Source organism: Streptomyces sp. NPDC002838 (assembly GCF_040295365.1).
Taxonomy (GTDB): domain Bacteria; phylum Actinomycetota; class Actinomycetes; order Streptomycetales; family Streptomycetaceae; genus Streptomyces.
In genome coordinates this window covers 39572-56889 of the sequence record NZ_JBEOVF010000046.1, presented here as the reverse complement: position 1 = coordinate 56889, position 17318 = coordinate 39572, and the positions used below count along the sequence as shown (strand labels likewise).

Sequence of the window (17318 nt, the reverse complement as noted above, 5' to 3'; positions counted from 1 at the left end):
AGCGTGCTCCTCAGCGACCGAAGTTGAACCAGTTCACGTTCACGAAGTCCGCCGGCTGCCCGCTCGTGAAGGTGAGGTAGACGTCGTGGGTGCCGGTGACCGAGCTGATGTTGGCCGGGACCGTCCGCCAGGACTGCCAGCCACCTGTGTTGGCCACCGAGAAGCTGCCGATCGGCGTGCTGGTACGGCTGTCGAGACGCACCTCCACCAGTCCGCTGACCCCGCCGGCCGCACCGCTCGCCACCCGCCCGACGAACTGCTTGGCCGCGGTGGAGCCGAAGTTGACGCCCCGGTAGAGAGCCCAGTCGCCATTGGCGAGAGCGCCGAGGTTCTGGCCGCCGCCGGTGTCGGACGTGGTCTCGGCGCTCGTCCCGGACTGGCTGTCGTACGACTCCGCCTGGATGGCGCTGTAGGCGTCACGGTTGCCCGTCGGCGGCGGAGTGGTACCGCTCCCACTGGACTGCAGCACCTGCACGTAGTCGACGACCATCGGCACACCGGACCGCGTGTCGCCGTCCAGGCCGCCACCGAAGGCGTCCGGGAAGGCGCCGCCCATCGCCACGTTGAGGATGATGAAGAAGCCGTGGTCGGTTGCGTTGGTCCAGGTCGTGGCGTCGACCTGGTTCTCCGTGACGGTGTGGAAGTTGACGCCGTCGACGAAGAAGCGGATCGCTTCCGTGCTCGCCGAGCGGTCCCACTCCATCGTGTAGGTGTGGAAGCCGGACTGGCACGTGGTGTTGGGGCAGGCGGTGGAGTTGCCGAGGCCGGTGGTCTCGTTGCACGGGCCGCCGGGGTTGGTGCCGCAGTGCATCGTGGCCCAGACGGTGTTGCGACCCTGGACGTTCTCCATGATGTCCAGCTCGCCGACGCTCGGCCAGTTCTGGTAGTTGCCGCGGTAGGGCGCGCCCAGCATCCAGAACGCCGGCCAGTACCCCTCGGCGGCCGTGCCGGTGACGTTCGGCATCTGGATGCGTGCCTCGACCCGCATCTTGCCGCCCGACGCCGGCTGGAAGTCGGTGCGGTTGGTCTCGACGCGGCCCGAGGTCCATCGGCCGGCCGCGTCGCGCAGCGGAGTGATGCGCAGGTTGCCGTTGCCGTCGAGCGAGACGTTGTTCGTGCTGTTCGTCATCGTCTCGACTTCGCCGGTGCCCCAGTTGGCGGGGCCGCCTGGATACGAAGTCCCGGTCGCGTACTGCCAGTTGGAGGTGTTGACGCCGGTGCCCGCGGCGCCGTTGAAGTCGTCGAGGAAGGCCTGCGTCCAGCCGGTCGGGGGCGGGGGCGCGGAGGCGTTCGCGGACGGGGAGGCGACCGTGGCGGCCGCCGCCGCGAGCCCCAGTGCGCTGACGACTGCGACGAGCGCCCGCCGGAGGGGACTTCGCCGTCTGCGGGGTATGCCGGAGGTTTCGCTCATGGGAGTGCCTCTCGGGTACGGAGTGGAATGCGCGGGTGCCTTCGAGAGCCCTGTGGCGACACTCTGAGAGCGCTCTCAAAGTGCGCCCAATGTGCTCTCGGTCACTCCGGTCGTCAAGAGGTGAAACAGCGAAAGTCGTTCCGCCGCAGGTGAGTTCATCTCATGAATGACGCGAAAGGGTTAAATCGCGCTGCCGGCCTTCTTCACTTCCATGGAGAAGTCGTTGTCGACCGTGTAGTAGGAACGCAGGACTGCACCGCCGACCGTGACCGCCGGGTAGACGAACACCTCCTTGCGATCCGCCACGTCGTCGAGAAGGCGGGCGACCCGGATGAGGGGGGCTTTTGCCGCGGGGCGGACGAAGACGTCCCAGGCGCCGCTCCCGGCGCCCGTCCCGGCGGCCAGTTCCTCGTGGTCGACCGTGAAGGACAAGCTCCGGCCGTCGTCTCCGGCCTGTGGCTCCAGGGTGCGCATGTCGCCGTTGCCGCCCCGCAGGCGCAGGTGTGTGACGGCTCCCGCCTGGAGCGAGGTGCCGTGCAGGCGCGCGCGGACGGTCGTCGACTTCTTCGTGACGTCGATGCGGCCGACCTCCGCGTGGGCGGTGCGCAGCCAGGCCCGTACCGCCAGGTAGCCGTCCTTGGTGACGTAGGGAATCCGGACGGCCAAGGGGGACTGCCAGTCACGGAGGTGTCCGTCGACGAGGACCCGAAGGTCGCGCAGGCCTGGGCGCAGCCTCTGTCGCCCGGATCCAGCATCCTGGATCCGGTATACATCCCACCGGCCCTCCGCGAGAACGGTGTGCGGACCCAGGACGGCATACAGGCGACCGTCGGCGGCGGGCTCCAGGTCGAGGACGTGGAGGTCCTTCTCCGGCTGTCCCTTCTTCGGCCGCAGCCGCAGCAGCAACTGCTGCTCTTCGTGCCTCTCGTCCGGCCGCGTCGGAAGGTCGAAGGTGATCCGGCCGTCCGCGTCGACCGCGCAGCCGACGCGTGGTTGCGTACCGTGTTCCGCGCTCATCGCTGCCCCCTCCGTACGATGCGCAGCGCGCTGCCGGCCGCGGTGTACGCGGCGTCGCGGGCGGCGAAGCCCTGGCTGACCAGGACGCGGTGCGGTCGGGCCGGCTCCTGTGTCACCGGCCGCCCCGACCTTCGCGCCGAGACGGCCTCGGTGAGAAGGCGCTCGGCCTGCTCGACCACCGGGCCGGGAGCGAACCGCCGCGCGTTCTCCAGCGCGGCGCGCCCCATACGCCGGCGCCGCTCGTCGTCACGGACCAGTTCCAGCAGGGCCGCGCCCAGCGCGTCACGGTCCCCGACCGGCACGAGCCGGCCGTCGACCCCATCCTTGATGATTTCACCGGGGCCGTAGGGGCAGTCGGTGCTCACCACCGGCAGGCCGCAGCGCATCGCCTCGACGATCGTCATGCCGAACGGCTCGAAGTTGGAGGCGGCCGCACCGATCGAACCCTTGACCCACTCCGCCTCCATGGGTGCCGCCGCACCCATCAGGAAGACGTTGTCCCACAGACCGAGGTCCGCGACGAGCTTGCGCAGCCGGTCGAGTTCCTCACCCTTGCCGTAGATGCGCAGCTGCCAGTCCCGGTGTTCGGCGGCGACCACGGCGAAGGCCTCGATGAGCAGGTCGTATCGCTTCACCCGGACCAGTCGGCCGGCCGCGACGACCACCTTCGCGGTGCCGTCCGCGGCCGGCAGCGCGGGATCCGGCACGCTGTTCGGGAGCGTCTCCACACGTACCCCCGGCAGCCGCATCTTGCGCCGGTAGGCGGCGGCGTCCGCCTCGGTCACCGTGGTGAGCGCATCCAGTCGGCGATAGGCCCGGCGCAGGGCGCTGCGCAGCCCTGGCGGATGGTTGTCCAGGGTGAGGTGCTCCTGCCCGACGCGTGCGACGTGCCGCGGAGCCTGGAGCGCGAGATGCACATTCAGCCCAGGCCGGGTGCCGATGACCACGTCGGCGTCGATCGCGGCCAGGCATTCGCCGATCCGCTGGTCAGTCAACTCGCTGTACTGCCCGTACCGGTACTCGGTGCGCGGGAACACTTTCGCCGGTCTCAGGTGTAACGGATGCTCCTTCTCCTGCCTGAGGTCCACCAGCGGCCGCAGCGACACCCTCGGATCCAGGGTGAAGTTCGGGTGCTCCCGGTGCCGCATGACGGAGACGATCTCCACATCGTGCCGCTCGGCCAGTGCCTGGGCGAGGTTGAAGGTGGTGGAGATCGTGCCGCCGATGCCGTAGGCGTTGTGCAGCAGGAAAGAGATCTTCATGGCGAGCTAGACGAAGCGAACTCTCGTACGGTTGTGATCCGTTATCACTTCGTAGCGCTCAGATGGACTGCGGGAGGCGTCAGGTCGAACCGGTCGTACGGCCGGCGCAGCGGTTTCGGGGTTCACCAGGCCCGTTGGCCGCATGGCGCCGTCGTCGCCGGGGCGGGCATGGTGACGACTGGCGGCCAACGGGGTCTATTGCATACCGCCGACCGCCAGTCGCCGACCGTCGGCCACCGGTCAGCCGCCGACAGTCGACCGTCGACTGCCAGCCGTCGACTGCCAGCCGTCGACCGCCGACCTCCTACACCCCGCTCCCGGCCCGGCTCCCCTCAGGCTGCCACCCAAGCGCCCGCGAGATACCGCGCGCCGCGAGCCGTACCGCGGGGATCAGCACCGGCACCTGGGCGGTCTTCTGGGGCACCACGACGGACACGGCCGCGACCAGCGTCCCGTCCGGTCCCCGTACCGGGGCCGCCACCGACAGGGCGTCCTCGGTGACCTGGCGGTCGCTCACCGCCACTCCCGACCGCCGTACTTCGGCCAGGACCCGGCGCAGCCGTCCCGCCTCGGTGATCGTGTACGGGGTGAGGGAGGCGAGCGGCCTCGCGCAGTATTCCTGCTGGAGTTCCGGGTCGCCGTACGCCAGCAGCACGAGGCCCACACCGGTGACGTGCAGCGGCCAGCGCGCGCCGACGCGGATGTGTACGCCGACTGCCGAGCGGCCCGAGATCCACTCGATGTAGACGACCTCGGATCCGTCGCGCACCGCCAACTGCACGTTCTCGTGCGTGGCTTCGTACAGGTCCTCCAGGTACGGCAGCGCCGCCTGCCGCAGCGCGAGCCCGCGCGGCGCGAGGGCTGCGACCTCCCACAGTCGCAGCCCCACGTGATAGACGCCGGACTCGTCGCGCTCCAGGGCGCCCCACTCGGTCAGGGCGCCCACCAGCCGGTGTGCGGTGGTCAGGGTCAGCCCGGCCCGCCGGCTGATGTCCGTCAGGGACAGCGCCGGGTGCTCGTGGTCGAACGCGGCGAGCACGGACAGCAGCCGGTCGGGCGCGGAGCGGACGGTCATGGCCGAGGGCCTCCCGGGGGCACCGGGGCGTCGGCCGGGTGCGCGAGGTCGTACGGGCGGGGGTAGGCGGCGGGCCGGTAGGTGACGTAACGGGCCTCGCCCGTCGGATCCGCCTGCCGGGCGCGGGAGTTGAGGACATGGGGCGAGGTGTCCCAGCGGCCGGTGTCCAGTCGGCGTTCCAGTGTGTGCAGGGCGCCGAGCATCTCGCCCGGCGTGAAGGAGCAGTGCCCGGGGCCGTCGACGTAGGCCTGGCTGAGCAGGCCGCCCGCACCGGCCGCGGTGGCGGCCCGCCGGTAGGCGCTCTCAGCCTGTACGGGGATCAGCGCGTCGCCGGTGGTGTGGATGTTCAGCTGGGGATCGGTGAGCCGGCCCGTGAAGGCGCTGGTGTGCCGCATCCACCGTACGGCCGCGGGGTCGGCGGAGATACGGGGGGCGTGGTTGAGCGTCGTGAGGTCGTCGCGCAAGGAAAGACCCGCCTCCTTGTAGAGCTCCGTGACCTCTTTGTACAACGGAGACCGGTGGAGCATGCCGCTGTAGTCGACGCCCGTGTTCCAGGAGGGGTTGCCTCCGGCCCGGCTCTCCGCCTCCTGCCGCCAGGAGAAGGCGGGGAGCTGGAGGAGTCCGGTGACGGCCGTGTACTGGTTGGCCTGTTGGGCATCCCAGTCGGTCGGGGCCGGCTCGGGCTGGGCGGGGTCGTTGTGGCCCGGGATGTTGTGCAGGGCGGCGGCCAGCGCGATGCGGGCGCGGCCGGCGGGGGCTTGCTGGGCCGTGGCGACCTTGGTGGTGAGCGCCTTCGCCGCGGCGGTGGCGGCGGCCTGGTCGGCGAAGCCGGTGAGCGGGATGTCCGCGCCGGGTGCCAGCAGGGTCTTGAGCGCGAACACCGGATCCAGGGTGCTGTTCCAGTTGGCGACGCCGCCCTGCACGAGCCCGCACATCGACAGGGAGCCGTCGAAGCGGCCGGAATGCCGCTCGGCCAGTGCCGTCGTGACGAAGCCGCCGTAGGAGGTGCCCCAGGCGAGCGTCCGCCGGGCCGGGCCGAACTTGTGCGTGAACAGGTCTAGTGTGGCGAGCTGGTCGGGTACGGCCTCCGTCACCGCCCAGCCGCTCGTCGCGTAGGAGGAGCCGATGAGTGCGTAGCCCTCGTCGAGCAGCCTGTCCCGGGTGGCCGAACCGGGGGAATTCTGGGCGGGGTTGGGGGCGCCGACGGGGCTGTAGCCGTGGCTGTAGAGGAGCACGGTGCCGTTCCAGTCGGCGGGTACGTCCATCACGTACGCCGCCCCTGACGGCAGCCGGCCCTCCAGACGGGTGTCCGTGGCGGCCTGTGCGGGCAGCGCGGTCGCCACGCACAGGGTTATGGTCAGTAAGGCGATGCGGGCGTGGGTCCTCAACGGGGCGTCCCTTCGGGTGTGGGGGTGGTGGTGCGGGACGGAGTCGGGTCGAGAGTGTCGGTGTGTGTCTCGCGCATCCGCCACACGGTGAGCGCGGTGATCGCCGCGCCGCCGCACAGCAGCAGCGAGACGGGGGCGCTGCCGCCGCCGTACGAGGCGAGCAGGCTGCTCGCGATCAGCGGCGAGAACCCGGCGCCGACCAGGGTGGCCGCCTGGTAGCCGAGGGAGGCGCCGGTGTAGCGGACGCGGGTGCCGAACATCTCGGTGAGCAGGGCACCGAGCGGTCCGTACATCGTGGACTGGGCGACGCCGTGGCCGAGGGCGAGGGCGAGGATCAGCAGGCCGGGGGAGCCGGAGTCGACCAGCGCCAGCACGGGGAAGGCGAGTGCGGCCGAGGCGACGGCACCGGCCAGCACCACCGGGCGGCGGCCGACCCGGTCCGAGAACGCGGAGGCGGCGGGCAGTACGGCGAGGGCCACGCAGGAGGCGATGGTCACGGCGGTGAGCACCTGCGGTCGGCTGTATCCCTGGTCGACCGCATACGAAATCATGAATCCGGTCAACAGCGACTGCGCCGTGAACGCGCCGATCCCGACACAGGCGGCCAGCAGCACGGGCTTCGGCCGGCGCAGCACCTCCACGACCGGCGGCTTGTCCAGCGGCTCCCGCTTCGCCTGCGCGAACAGCGGGCTCTCCGCGACCTTGAGACGGACGAACAGGCCGACGGCCAGCAGCACGATGCTCAGCAGGAAGGGCACCCGCCAGCCCCACGAGCGGAAGTCGTCGTCGGGGAGCGTGGAGACCAGGGTGACCACCCCGGCCGACAGCACGGAGCCGAGCGGGGCGCCGAGCTGGGTGAAGCTGGACCACAGACCGCGCCGGGAGCCCTGGGTGCGTTCGGCGTGTTCCACGACCATCAGGGTCGCGCCGCCCCACTCGCCGCCGATCGCCAGGCCCTGTACGACACGCAGGGCGACCAGCAGGACGGGTGCCCACACGCCGATCGCGTCGTACGTCGGCAGCACGCCGATCAGGAAGCTGCCGCAGCCCATCAGGACCATGGTCAGCAGCATCATGGACTTGCGGCCGATCCGGTCGCCGAAATGACCGAAGACGATGCCACCCAGCGGGCGGGCCACATAGCCCGCGGCGAAGGTGCCGAAGGCCGCGATCGTGCCGACGGCGGGGTCGGCCTTGGGGAAGAACAGGTCGCCGAAGACCAGCGCGGCGACCGTGCCGTACACGAGGAAGTCGTAGAACTCCACTGCCGTGCCGAGCAGTCCGGACAGTGCGACGCGGCGCAACTGCCGGTGATCCGGGGACGGTTGAGGGGCGGACGATGGAGAGGCGGACGGACGGGGTGGCTGCACGATGAGCTCCCTGGGGCCGGTGCCGTGGGGGTGTCACCGGTGGGGGACCGCACCGGTGCCCCGGTGAAGCTAGGCATCGATTGTGCGGCCGTCAATCATTTGCACAACATCAGTTGAGGCCGTCCTCGGCGATCCGCAGGAGCAGGGCGTGCAGGGTCTCCCGCTCGTCGGGGTTCAGCGGGCCCAGCAGTTCGTCGGTCGCCCGCAGGCCGGCCTCGTCGCTGTCCCGCAGGAAGGCGCGGCCGGCCTCGGTGAGGGCGACGATCCGGCTGCGGCGGTCGTCCGGGGAGGGGCGGCGCTCGGCGAAGCCCAGCTTCTCCAGGTCGTCGACCAGGCCGACGATCGCGCTCGGGTCGTAGCCGAGGGACGTGCTCAGCTCGCGTTGCAGCGCGCCCCGGGAGGTGGCGAGGAAGCGGAGCAGCGCGTAGTGGCGCATGCGCAGGCCCGACTCCTGGAGGAAGGCGTTGAACAGCTGCCCGGAGCGCAGGCCGAGCCGGTACAGGAGATAGCCCGAGTCCGCGTGCAGCCCGCGCATCCACGGTTCGTGCGCGTCGATCGGGGCGGGGTTCTTGACGTCTGGCTGGCGGGCGATGGCGGGCTCCCTGGTCGAGGCCCCGGGAGGGGCGGTTCCGTGTCCGGGTCCAGTCTGACGCACCGCCCGGTTGGCAACAACTATTGACGTCACCAATTATTGCTCTTAACTTCGATCTCGAAGTCGCCACCCCCAGGGAAGGGACCCGCTCGTGCCCAGCATCGATCTCACCGGCAAGGCCGCCGTCGTCACCGGCAGTGGTCGAGGCCTCGGCCTCGCCTACGCGCACGCCCTGGCCGCCCACGGTGCGTCCGTGGTCGTCAACGACGTGGACGAGGCCGTGGCCGAGCAGGCCGTGAAGTCCATCACCGAGGCGGGCGGCACGGCCGTCGCCGAGGTCGTCCCGGTCGGCACCTCCGAGGCCGCGGACCGGCTGGTGAGCAGGGCGGTCGAAGAGTTCGGGCGCCTCGACGTCCTGGTCACCAACGCCGGCATCCTGCGCGACAAGGTGCTGTGGAAGATGACCGACGACGACTTCGACGCGGTGATCACCACCCACCTCAAGGGCACGTTCACCTGCGCCCGCGCCGCCGCCGTCCGGATGCGCGAGCAGGGCGAGGGCGGCACCCTGATCCTGGTCGGCTCCCCGGCCGGGCAGCGCGGCAACTTCGGACAGACGAACTACGCCGCCGCCAAGGCCGGCATCGCCGCCATGGCCCGCACTTGGTCCATGGAACTGGGCCGCGCGAACATCACCGTCAACGCGATCGTCCCGGTCGCCGCGACCGCGATGACCGAGACCATCCCCGCCTTCGCCCCGTACATCGAGGCGATGAGGAACGGCGAGCCGCTGCCCGACTTCCTGCGCAAGGGCGAGGGCTTCGGCACCCCCGAGGACTGCGCCGGGCTCGTCCCCTTCCTCGCCTCGGAGGCGGCGCGGGGCGTGACCGGCCAGTGCATCGGCATCGGCGGCGACAAGGTGGCACTCTGGTCGCATCCGCAGGAGCTCAGGGCGGCGTACGCCGACGGCGGCTGGACCCCCGGCGCCCTGGCCGACGCCTGGCCCACCTCGGTCGGCGCGGAACTCCAGACCGTTGGCGTCCCGGCGCCCAAGTTCCCGGAGGCCTGACACCATGGCGACCCTCAACGTCGAGGACCTCGTCGCGATCGACGTCCACACGCACGCGGAGGTCTCCTCCAAGGGCCACTCCTCCCTGGACGACGACCTGCACGAGGCCTCCTCCGCCTACTTCAAGGTCGAGGGCAAGCGGAAGCCGACCCTTGAGGAGACGGCCGCCTACTACCGCGAGCGGAAGATGGCCGCGGTGATCTTCACGGTGGACGCCGAGTCGGCGACCGGCACCGAGCCGGTCCCCAACGAGGAGGTCGCGGAGGCCGCCGCCGCCAACGCGGACGTCCTCATCCCGTTCGCCTCCATCGACCCCTTCCGGGGAAAGGCCGGCGTCAAGCGGGCCCGCCGCCTCGTCGAGGAGTACGGGGTGAAGGGCTTCAAGTTCCACCCCAGCATCCAGGGCTTCTTCCCCAACGACCGCTCGGTGGCGTACGACCTCTACGAGGTCATCGAGGAGACCGGCACCATCGCCCTGTTCCACACGGGCCAGACCGGCATCGGCGCGGGCGTGCCCGGCGGGGGCGGCATCCGGCTCAAGTACTCCAACCCGCTGCACATCGACGACGTGTCCGCGGACTTCCCGCACCTGAAGATCATTCTCGCGCACCCGTCGTTCCCCTGGCAGGACGAGGCCCTCGCCGTCGCCACGCACAAGCCGGGCGTGTACATCGACCTGTCCGGCTGGTCGCCGAAGTACTTCCCGCCGCAGCTCGTGCAGTACGCGAACACGCTGCTGAAGGACAAGGTCCTCTTCGGCTCCGACTTCCCCGTCCTCACTCCCGACCGCTGGCTCGCCGACTTCGAGAAGCTGTCGATCAAGGACGAGGTGAAGCCGAAGATCCTCAAGGAGAACGCCGCCCGCCTGCTCGGCCTGACCAAACCGTAAAGAGGCGTGAAGATGCGCAACGAGGGACTGGGGTCGTGGCCCGCACGCCGGGCCCGCAAGACCCCGCACCGCTCGGCCCTGATCCACGGTGAGCAGTCGACGGACTACCGCACACTGCATACACGCACCACTCGTCTCGCTCACGCCCTGCGCGCCCGGGGCGTCCGGCGCGGCGACCGGATCGCCTACCTCGGCCCCAACCACCCCTCCTACCTGGAGACCCTGTTCGCGGCGGGCACCCTCGGCGCGGTCTTCGTCCCCCTCAACACCCGCCTCGCCGGCCCTGAGATCGCCTATCAACTGGCCGACTCCGGGGCCAAGGCCCTGGTCTACGGCCCCGCGTTCCAGGGTCTGGTCGCCGGGCTGCCGGGCAACACCGACGTACGTGCGTACATCGAGGTGGGTGCCGAATACGAGGAGGCGCTCGGCGCGGCCCCCACCGACCCCATCGACGAGCCGGTCGCCCCCGACGACACCTGCATCATCATGTACACCTCGGGCACGACCGGCCGCCCCAAGGGCGCGATGCTCACCCACGGCAACCTCACCTGGAACGCGATCAACGTCCTCATCGACCACGACCTGATCGCCGACGAGCGCGCCCTGGTCTCCGCCCCGCTGTTCCACACGGCCGGCCTCAACATGCTGACCCTGCCGGTGCTGCTCAAGGGCGGCACCTGTGTCCTGGTCGAGGCCTTCGACCCGGAGGCCACCTTCGACCTGATCGAACGGCACCGGATCACCTTCATGTTCGGCGTGCCGACCATGTTCGACCAGGTGGCCCGGCACCCGCGCTGGAAGGACGCCGACCTGTCCAGCTTGCGTCTCCTCACCTGTGGCGGCTCCCCGGTGCCGACCCCGCTGATCGCCGCCTACCAGGAGCGCGGCCTGACCTTCCTCCAGGGCTACGGCATGACGGAAGCGGCCCCCGGGACCCTGTTCCTGGACGCCGAACACGCCTTGAGCAAGGTGGGCTCGGCCGGAGTTCCGCACTTCTTCAGCGACGTACGGGTGCTGCGGCCCGACCTCGCCCCGGTCGAGGTCGGCGAGACCGGCGAGGTCGTCGTGCGCGGGCCGCACGTCATGCCCGGCTACTGGGGTCTGCCCGAGGAGACGGCCGCCTCCTTCGCCGACGGCTGGTTCCGCAGTGGGGACGCGGCCCGGGTCGACGAAGACGGTTACGTGTACATCGTCGACCGTATTAAGGACATGATCATCTCCGGCGGCGAGAACATCTACCCCGCCGAGATCGAGGACCTCCTCCTCGCCCACCCGGACATCGTCGAGTGCGCGGTCATCGGCGTGCCCGACGACAAGTGGGGCGAGGTGCCGCGCGCGGTCGTCGTGCCGCGCGAGGGCGCCTCGTTGGACGCCGACGAGGTGCTGGCCTCACTGGCCGGGCGCCTGGCCAAGTACAAGATCCCGAAGTCGGTCGTCCTCGCGGACGAACTCCCGCGCACCGCCTCCGGAAAGCTCCTGAAATCCCGGGTGCGCAAGCGCTTCGGCAACCACTGACTCCCTGCACCAACTCCCTGAAGGAACAAGCTACTTATGAGCATCACCGTCAACGGCCTCGACGAACTCAAGAAGCTCTCCGGCAGCGACCTCGGCACCAGTGAATGGATCGAGGTCACCCAGGAGCGCATCGACACCTTCGCCGATGCCACGGGCGACCACCAGTGGATCCACGTGGACCCGGAGAAGGCCGCCGCGGGGCCCTTCGGCGCCCCCATCGCGCACGGCTACCTCACCCTGTCCCTCTTCATCCCGCTGTTCACCGAGCTGCTGGACGTCCAGGGCGTCACGACCAAGGTCAACTACGGCCTGAACAAGGTGCGTTTCCCCTCGCCCGTGAAGGTCGGATCGCGGATCCGGCTGGCAGGCAAGCTCACGGACGTCGAGGATGTGCCGGGCGGGGTGCAGATCACGGTCGACGGGACGATCGAGATCGAGGGCGGCGCCAAGCCCGCGGCCGTCCTGCAGAGCCTGTCCCGCTTCTACGCCTGATCAGGGCGCACCGGCACCAGGTCGAGAAGGCGTTCCGATGCGTCCTGCGCGAGCGGGGTGAAGCGCTCGTGCACCGCCCGGAACGTCTTCTCGGCCTGCTCCGCCGGCCAGTCGTCCGGCAGATGCTTGACCGGCAGGCGCGGGTCGCGGCGGATGACCTGCAGCCACTCCGCCTGCAGTCGGAGCCGGAGCGCGAGGGCCTCGTCGGCGTCCGGCTCCCGCGTCCGCCACGGCTGCCAGCGTCGTACGAAGACCTCGTAGCGCGCCGCCAGTTCGGTCAGCTCCCAGGTCTCCTCGATCATGGCGCCGATGTCCATACCGGCGTCGGCGTGCGCGCGGAAGACCTTCACATGGGCGGACAGGCCGAGCTCGGCCACCAGCGAGGACACCTCGACCTCGCCGGGGGCGATCCACAGTCCGTTGAACAGCGGGCCGAAGCCGCTCCAGGTGAGCTTCGAGCGCAGGTCGTGGCGCTGGCGCTGCCAGGACTCGGGCAGTGAGAACCCGAGCAGGGTCCAGCTGCCGTCCCAGTGCCGGTTGACCGCGCCGGTCTGCCAGATGCGCCGCTCACCGTCGCGCAGCACGGCCGCCGAACGCTCGGTCAGCCCGAAGTACATCCGGCGCCCCTCGCGCTGGCGGCGCAGCAGACCGCGGTTCACCATGCGGGTCAGCGTCGAGCGGGTCGCCTGCTCGCCGACGCCGGCGCGCGCGAAGACGTCGATGACACTGCCCGAGTACACACAGACGTCCCGCCCGAGCACCTGATCGCCCAGGAACGTCAGCATGAGGGACTGGGGCCGCAGCGACTCTTCACCGGTCACGCGGCCCACCGTACCTCCGCTCGATCAGTCCGTTCGATCAGTCCGTCACCTGCTGGTACGAGTGCACAGCCGTCGCCACCGCGCACACCCCCGGCGGGATCATCTGCGCGCGCAGGGTGCCGCTGCTCGTGTCGTAGTCGACGCCCTCCGTCTCGAAGGTGCCCGTGCACACGCTGCGCTGCGGCAGCGCGAACAGGCTCTTCACCTTGCCGGTGATCTGCTGCCCGTCCAGCTTGTGGGGCAGGTCGACCTGGAGCAGCGGCCGGATCTCGGGGAACAGCGTGCCCGTGGCGTCGTTGGAGGCGCACACCAGCCGGGTGTCGGTGACGAAGTCGCAGCCCTGGATGTCGCGCACCGGCTTGTCCAGCGTGATCTGCCAGGCCTCCTTCAGGTCGCCTCCCGTCGGGGGAGTGGACGGGTTGAGCAGGGGAGCGGGGAAGACCTGGAGTCTGCGCTGCTCGCCCCACTCGCCGGAAACCAGCCACTGCGCGTCGGGTGAGACGGTGGCGAAGGAGTTGTTCAGCTTCTCGCCCGGGTTGAGCCGGTGGACGTACTCGTAGCGCTTCCCGGCCGGTGTGGTGACCGCGAACATCTTGGACGTGGCCGTGTCGGCACCCTGGTAGGCGTCGAAGACGTGGCCGCGCGCGATGTCCGGGTCACCGACGTGGTTCCAGCCCTTGATCCGCAGGTCCAGCGGGATGGAGGCGAGGCCCCGGTACAGCAGCGAGCCGTCCGCCCGGCTGGCGAGGCCCTGCCCGCCGCCGAGCGTGTCGGTGTACGCCGTGCCGGTCTGAGCCCAGTGCGGTTCGCTCGCCGCCGCGGCCGGAGTCGCCGTCAGCGAGAAGGCACCCAATAACCCGGCCAGAGTGAGAAGGTGACGCTTCATCAGGGACCTTCCACGTCGACGAAGATGGGGTTGGAATAGAACCACGTATCGGCCCACGGGTCACCGTTTCCGGGCTCGTGGGGAATCGGACCGTTCGGGTCCACCGAGGCGCCCAGGTAGCCGGCGCCGTTCCGGTTGCCGTCGCTGCCGCGCAGCCGCACGTAGAAGGACTCGTCCCCGGCGGTCAGCGGAATGCGCAGGGTGTACGTCCCCTTGCGGCCGGCCACGTCCTGCGCGCGGACGACCTTGGTGTCGGGCGCCCGCCAGCTGTCCCGGTCGGCCACCGGGCCGCGCACGGTGCCCCGGATCACGTCCACGTGTGCCAACTCCGGCAGGATTCCCTGGGGGTTGGGCCGCGAGGCCGTCGTCACGGTGACGTTCAGGGTGAGCCGGTCTCCGCTGCGGACCTTCAGCCGGCCGCCGAGCGTGACGCCCCGGCCGTGGTCGCGCTCCCGCTTCAACCGGACCTCGAGACCGTCCAGCAGATGCCCGTGGTCGAGCCAGACGCGGCCCGCGCGCAGGCCCGCCATCACCGCGCGGTAGCCGTAGCGGGTGACGCCGACATGGGTGCGGCTGAACTGGCCGGGCCAGAAGTCACTGCCGGGCTGCGGGGTGTCGGTGTTCACCGGGTCGGGCAGCCTGCCGGTGTTGTCGAAGTTCTGCCCGGGTGCCCAGTCGCCGTTCTTCCAGGTGTCGAAGACGACGCGGTGGGCGTCGGAGTTGGTGGTGATCGAGAACAGGCTGCCTTCTGCCAGCATCGAGTCCCACAGGCCGCCGACCGTCGCGGTCGCCCAGTCGAAACCGCCGTACGTGAGGTAGGAATCCGCCGGGTAACCGGCCCACGACTGCGCCGACGGCTTGTTCTCGTACTCGCCGCGGATCGACGTCGTCCCGCGCAGGCCGGGGACGGCCGCGCCCTGGGCGCCCGGCGCGCCCTCCATGCCGATCATGATCTCGGGGGCCGCGTCGCGCCAGTTGCGCATTTCGTGCGGGGAGTCGATGCCCAGGCGCATCGGGTGGTTGGCAAGGACCAGCACGTCGTCCACGTAGCCGGTGCGGCGCTGTGCGGCGAGCCACTGGATGGCCCTGACGGCGTGCGCCTCGTTGCGGGCGGTGTCCGCGGCGCCGGCGGAGCCCTCCGTGTAGCCGAGGAGCTTGCCGTCGTATGCGTTCTCGAACCGCGTGAGAAGGTCGACCTCGTGCGGGCCGGGTGCCGTGAAGACCGTGCAGTGCTCGGCGGCGGGGATGTACCACTCCAGGCCCTGGAAGATCAGCTGGCGCGGGTTCTCGGCACGGGCCTCGAGGATCTCCTCGTGCTCCAGCGGGGCGCCGTACTTGGCGTGCCCGACGTTGGAGTGCTCGGTGAACACCATCCAGTCCAGGCCGTACTCGGCTCCCGCGGTGGCCAGTTGGGAGAACGTGTACTTGGCGTCGTGGCTGTAGACGGTGTGGATGTGGTGGTCGCCGACCAGGTAGGCGAGGTGCGGGTCGCTACCGCCGTAGCGCCCTTCGGAAGCCGCCGCGGGTACGGCCGTGGAGCCGAGGGCGAAGGCGGCTCCGAACAAGCCCGCACGGCACAGGAGTTGGCGTCTGGAGACACCCTGCGGGTCGAGGTCGGCGGGGGAGACGGACGGGTCGGCCCAGGGGGGCAGCTGCTGCTCGTTCATCGTGACTCCTTGAATGAGGTCAGTGGTTCATGAACGACGTGACGGGCAGCGCCCGTTCGACGATCCGGACGTCGCCGAGCCGGCCGTAGAGGATCTGGTCGATCTTGCCGCCGTACTCGTAGCCGCCCAGCAGCCATGGCAGCCCGACAGAGGTGAGCCCGACGGCGGAGGCGTGCGGATTGCGGGCGACGGGGCAGCCCTGGACGTACATCGTCGTGCGGGAGCCGTCGTTGACGACGGCGACGTGCCACCACACCTCCCGCGCTGTCTCGTCGCCCCAGTTGGTGGCGATGCCCTGCTGGTTGAGCGGGCGGACCGCCCACTGCGGGCCGGGTCCGTCGGACAGGGAGAGCGTGGCCAGCGGCTCGTCCGGGTCACCCTCGGTCTTGCCCGCGGCGCCGCCCGTGCCGGTGCGGCTGACGAGCCCGCCCCAGGCGTTGTGGGAGGCGTCCCAGTCGGCGGGGAGGCGGTAGAAGGCCTCGATGGTGTAACCGGCCTTGAACGTCGCCGAGTTGAGTGGCGCACCGTCGACCGTGCGCAGGTAGGCGCCCTTCAGCGGAGACTTGAAGCCGTGGAACTCCAGGCTGCCGTGGCCGGGTTGGTCCGGGTGGTGGTCAGAGGACCAGGTCAGCGTGGAAGCGCCGACCGTGACGAGGGTGAGGTCGTTGCCGCGTCCGGACAGGTCACGGACCGTGCCGGTGACGGCCTCTTGGTCGTCGTGCCCGTCGAAGCGCCAGTAGGCGACCGTGCCGGGGACCAGCATCTTCGACGCGGGGCGTGCGGGGCGCGGGGGCACCGGGGCGAAGCCGGAGAAGCGGTCCGCGAAGTCGATGTCGACGGAGAACCGGTCGGTGTCGCCGCTCAGTTCGATCTCCTGCCGCTCCAGCTCGTTGAGCCCTTTCGCGGCCCGGCCCAGGATCCATGGAGACACCGTCTCCACGTCGATGACGTTCCGGTCCAGGTCGAAGTGGTAGAGGCGGATCATCGCCGCGCCGCCGAAATAGCGGTTCTGATAGTTCGTCAGATGCAGGTGGACGTCATGTCCCGCCGCGTTCCGGCGCGTCGCGCGGGCGGCGGGCCAGTAATGCCCGTTGAGAGTGAGGAAGATCTGGTCGTGGTCCTCGATCAGCCGGTCCCACAGCTGCTGCCCGTACGAGGAGAGGGAGTCGTCCTCGACCACCAGCTCATGCGTTGTGAGGATCACCGGAGTCCGCGGGTGCTGGGCCATGACCTCCTTCGCCCATGCGTACCCCTTCGCCGACAGCCGCCAGTCCAGCGCCAGCACCATCCACTCCCGGCCGGCCGCCTTGAAGAGGTGAAAGGTGTTGTAGCCGTCCGGGGAGGCGCCGCCGAATGTCGGCTTGCCCTGGAACCGCCGCGGCCCGAAGGCCTCCAGGTACGGCGTCGCGCCCCGCTGGTCGTCGGTCGACGACTTCACGTCGTGGTTGCCGGCCAGGACGCTGTAGCCGACGCCGCGCCGGTCCAGCAGCCGGAACGCCTCGCTGATCGCGGTGACTTCGGCCGGGGCGCCGTTCTCCGTGAGGTCGCCCAGGTGGGACAGGAAGACGATGTTCTCTTCCCTGCCGTGCTCCAGCAGATAGCGCAGCGACGCCTCGATCGGCGCCTTGTCGATGCTGGGCCCGTCGAACAGGTACTGCGTGTCGGGCATGACGGCGAACGTGAAGCGGCGGCTGTCGGGGTCGGGCCGCCAGGCCGCGGCAGCCGGGGCCGCCTCGGCGGTGGCCTGCAGCGCCACACCCGCCGTGGCGGCCGCGCCCAGCAGCGCCGTCGCCCGCAGGAAACCGCGTCTTCCGGCGCCGGCCTGCGCGGCCTCGCCCTGGTCGTGCTCATGCGAAACGCACAC

The 17318-nt window shown here is 70.4% G+C and carries 15 protein-coding genes; 4 read left to right on the top strand and 11 right to left on the bottom strand.

Annotated features, from left to right (window positions below; all coding sequences use genetic code 11):
- Positions 1-10 precede the first annotated feature (10 nt).
- The 7 genes from ABT063_RS39850 to ABT063_RS39820 all read right to left on the bottom strand — a co-directional run bounded on the left by ABT063_RS39850 (position 11) and on the right by ABT063_RS39820 (position 8058).
- Positions 11-1411 carry a glycoside hydrolase family 16 protein gene (locus ABT063_RS39850; protein WP_351065633.1) on the bottom strand — a complete coding sequence of 467 codons (1401 nt, stop codon included), beginning with the start codon at positions 1409-1411 and terminating at the stop codon, positions 11-13.
- 180 nt (positions 1412-1591) lie between these two features.
- A complete protein-coding gene (locus ABT063_RS39845; RefSeq protein WP_351065631.1) occupies positions 1592-2428 on the bottom strand; it encodes a hypothetical protein in 837 nt (278 codons plus the stop codon).
- A complete protein-coding gene (locus ABT063_RS39840; RefSeq protein ID WP_351065630.1) occupies positions 2425-3690 on the bottom strand; it encodes a glycosyltransferase family 4 protein in 1266 nt (421 codons plus the stop codon). Before ABT063_RS39840 ends, ABT063_RS39845 begins: the two co-directional genes overlap by 4 nt.
- Before the next feature lie 304 nt (positions 3691-3994).
- Positions 3995-4765, bottom strand: coding sequence for an IclR family transcriptional regulator (locus ABT063_RS39835; protein WP_351065628.1), 771 nt, complete (start codon positions 4763-4765; stop codon positions 3995-3997).
- Positions 4762-6153: an alpha/beta hydrolase family protein gene (locus tag ABT063_RS39830; protein ID WP_351065626.1), complete on the bottom strand. Its 1392-nt coding sequence runs from the start codon at positions 6151-6153 to the stop codon at positions 4762-4764. The genes ABT063_RS39835 and ABT063_RS39830 overlap by 4 nt, the downstream gene beginning before the upstream one ends.
- Entirely contained in the window at positions 6150-7457 is a 1308-nt protein-coding gene (locus tag ABT063_RS39825; protein WP_351065625.1) for an MFS transporter, read from the bottom strand. The genes ABT063_RS39830 and ABT063_RS39825 overlap by 4 nt, the downstream gene beginning before the upstream one ends.
- Before the next feature lie 175 nt (positions 7458-7632).
- On the bottom strand, positions 7633-8058 hold the full coding sequence (locus ABT063_RS39820) for a MarR family winged helix-turn-helix transcriptional regulator (protein ID WP_095754242.1): 426 nt from the start codon (positions 8056-8058) through the stop codon (positions 7633-7635).
- 208 nt (positions 8059-8266) lie between these two features.
- Here ABT063_RS39820 and ABT063_RS39815 point away from each other — a divergent pair, with 208 nt between their 5' ends.
- From ABT063_RS39815 to ABT063_RS39800, 4 genes are read left to right on the top strand one after another with little or no spacing between them, the layout of a single operon-like run.
- On the top strand, positions 8267-9184 hold the full coding sequence (locus tag ABT063_RS39815; protein ID WP_351065623.1) for an SDR family NAD(P)-dependent oxidoreductase: 918 nt from the start codon (positions 8267-8269) through the stop codon (positions 9182-9184).
- Positions 9185-9188: 4 nt separating this feature from the next.
- Positions 9189-10073 carry an amidohydrolase family protein gene (locus ABT063_RS39810; protein ID WP_351065621.1) on the top strand — a complete coding sequence of 295 codons (885 nt, stop codon included), beginning with the start codon at positions 9189-9191 and terminating at the stop codon, positions 10071-10073.
- A 12-nt stretch (positions 10074-10085) separates the two neighbouring features.
- On the top strand, positions 10086-11588 hold the full coding sequence (gene menE, locus ABT063_RS39805; RefSeq protein ID WP_351065619.1) for an o-succinylbenzoate--CoA ligase: 1503 nt from the start codon (positions 10086-10088) through the stop codon (positions 11586-11588).
- Positions 11589-11624: 36 nt separating this feature from the next.
- Complete coding sequence (locus ABT063_RS39800; protein ID WP_351065618.1) at positions 11625-12080, top strand: MaoC family dehydratase; 456 nt, start codon at positions 11625-11627, stop codon at positions 12078-12080.
- On the opposite strand, the gene ABT063_RS39795 is transcribed toward ABT063_RS39800, so the two are convergent.
- The 4 genes from ABT063_RS39795 to ABT063_RS39780 are packed head-to-tail and all read right to left on the bottom strand — an operon-like array spanning position 12071 to position 17318.
- Positions 12071-12901, bottom strand: coding sequence for a PaaX family transcriptional regulator (locus ABT063_RS39795; protein ID WP_351065616.1), 831 nt, complete (start codon positions 12899-12901; stop codon positions 12071-12073). The two genes, ABT063_RS39800 and ABT063_RS39795, sit on opposite strands and share 10 nt — an antisense overlap.
- A 37-nt stretch (positions 12902-12938) precedes the next feature.
- Positions 12939-13787: a hypothetical protein gene (locus tag ABT063_RS39790; RefSeq protein ID WP_351065615.1), complete on the bottom strand. Its 849-nt coding sequence runs from the start codon at positions 13785-13787 to the stop codon at positions 12939-12941.
- On the bottom strand, positions 13787-15454 hold the full coding sequence (locus ABT063_RS39785; RefSeq protein WP_351065613.1) for a PHP domain-containing protein: 1668 nt from the start codon (positions 15452-15454) through the stop codon (positions 13787-13789). The genes ABT063_RS39790 and ABT063_RS39785 overlap by 1 nt, the downstream gene beginning before the upstream one ends.
- A gap of 19 nt (positions 15455-15473) precedes the next feature.
- Entirely contained in the window at positions 15474-17318 is a 1845-nt protein-coding gene (locus ABT063_RS39780) for a LamG-like jellyroll fold domain-containing protein (protein ID WP_351065612.1), read from the bottom strand.

Coding starts and splice junctions, on each gene's coding strand:
- ABT063_RS39810 (WP_351065621.1), top strand. CDS start 9,189: ATGGCGACCCTCAACGTCGAGGACCTCGTCGCGATCGACGTCCACACG.
- ABT063_RS39850 (WP_351065633.1), bottom strand. CDS start 1,411: ATGAGCGAAACCTCCGGCATACCCCGCAGACGGCGAAGTCCCCTCCGG.
- ABT063_RS39790 (WP_351065615.1), bottom strand. CDS start 13,787: ATGAAGCGTCACCTTCTCACTCTGGCCGGGTTATTGGGTGCCTTCTCG.
- menE (WP_351065619.1), top strand. CDS start 10,086: ATGCGCAACGAGGGACTGGGGTCGTGGCCCGCACGCCGGGCCCGCAAG.
- ABT063_RS39800 (WP_351065618.1), top strand. CDS start 11,625: ATGAGCATCACCGTCAACGGCCTCGACGAACTCAAGAAGCTCTCCGGC.
- ABT063_RS39840 (WP_351065630.1), bottom strand. CDS start 3,690: ATGAAGATCTCTTTCCTGCTGCACAACGCCTACGGCATCGGCGGCACG.
- ABT063_RS39820 (WP_095754242.1), bottom strand. CDS start 8,058: ATGCGCGGGCTGCACGCGGACTCGGGCTATCTCCTGTACCGGCTCGGC.
- ABT063_RS39835 (WP_351065628.1), bottom strand. CDS start 4,765: ATGACCGTCCGCTCCGCGCCCGACCGGCTGCTGTCCGTGCTCGCCGCG.
- ABT063_RS39845 (WP_351065631.1), bottom strand. CDS start 2,428: ATGAGCGCGGAACACGGTACGCAACCACGCGTCGGCTGCGCGGTCGAC.
- ABT063_RS39785 (WP_351065613.1), bottom strand. CDS start 15,454: ATGAACGAGCAGCAGCTGCCCCCCTGGGCCGACCCGTCCGTCTCCCCC.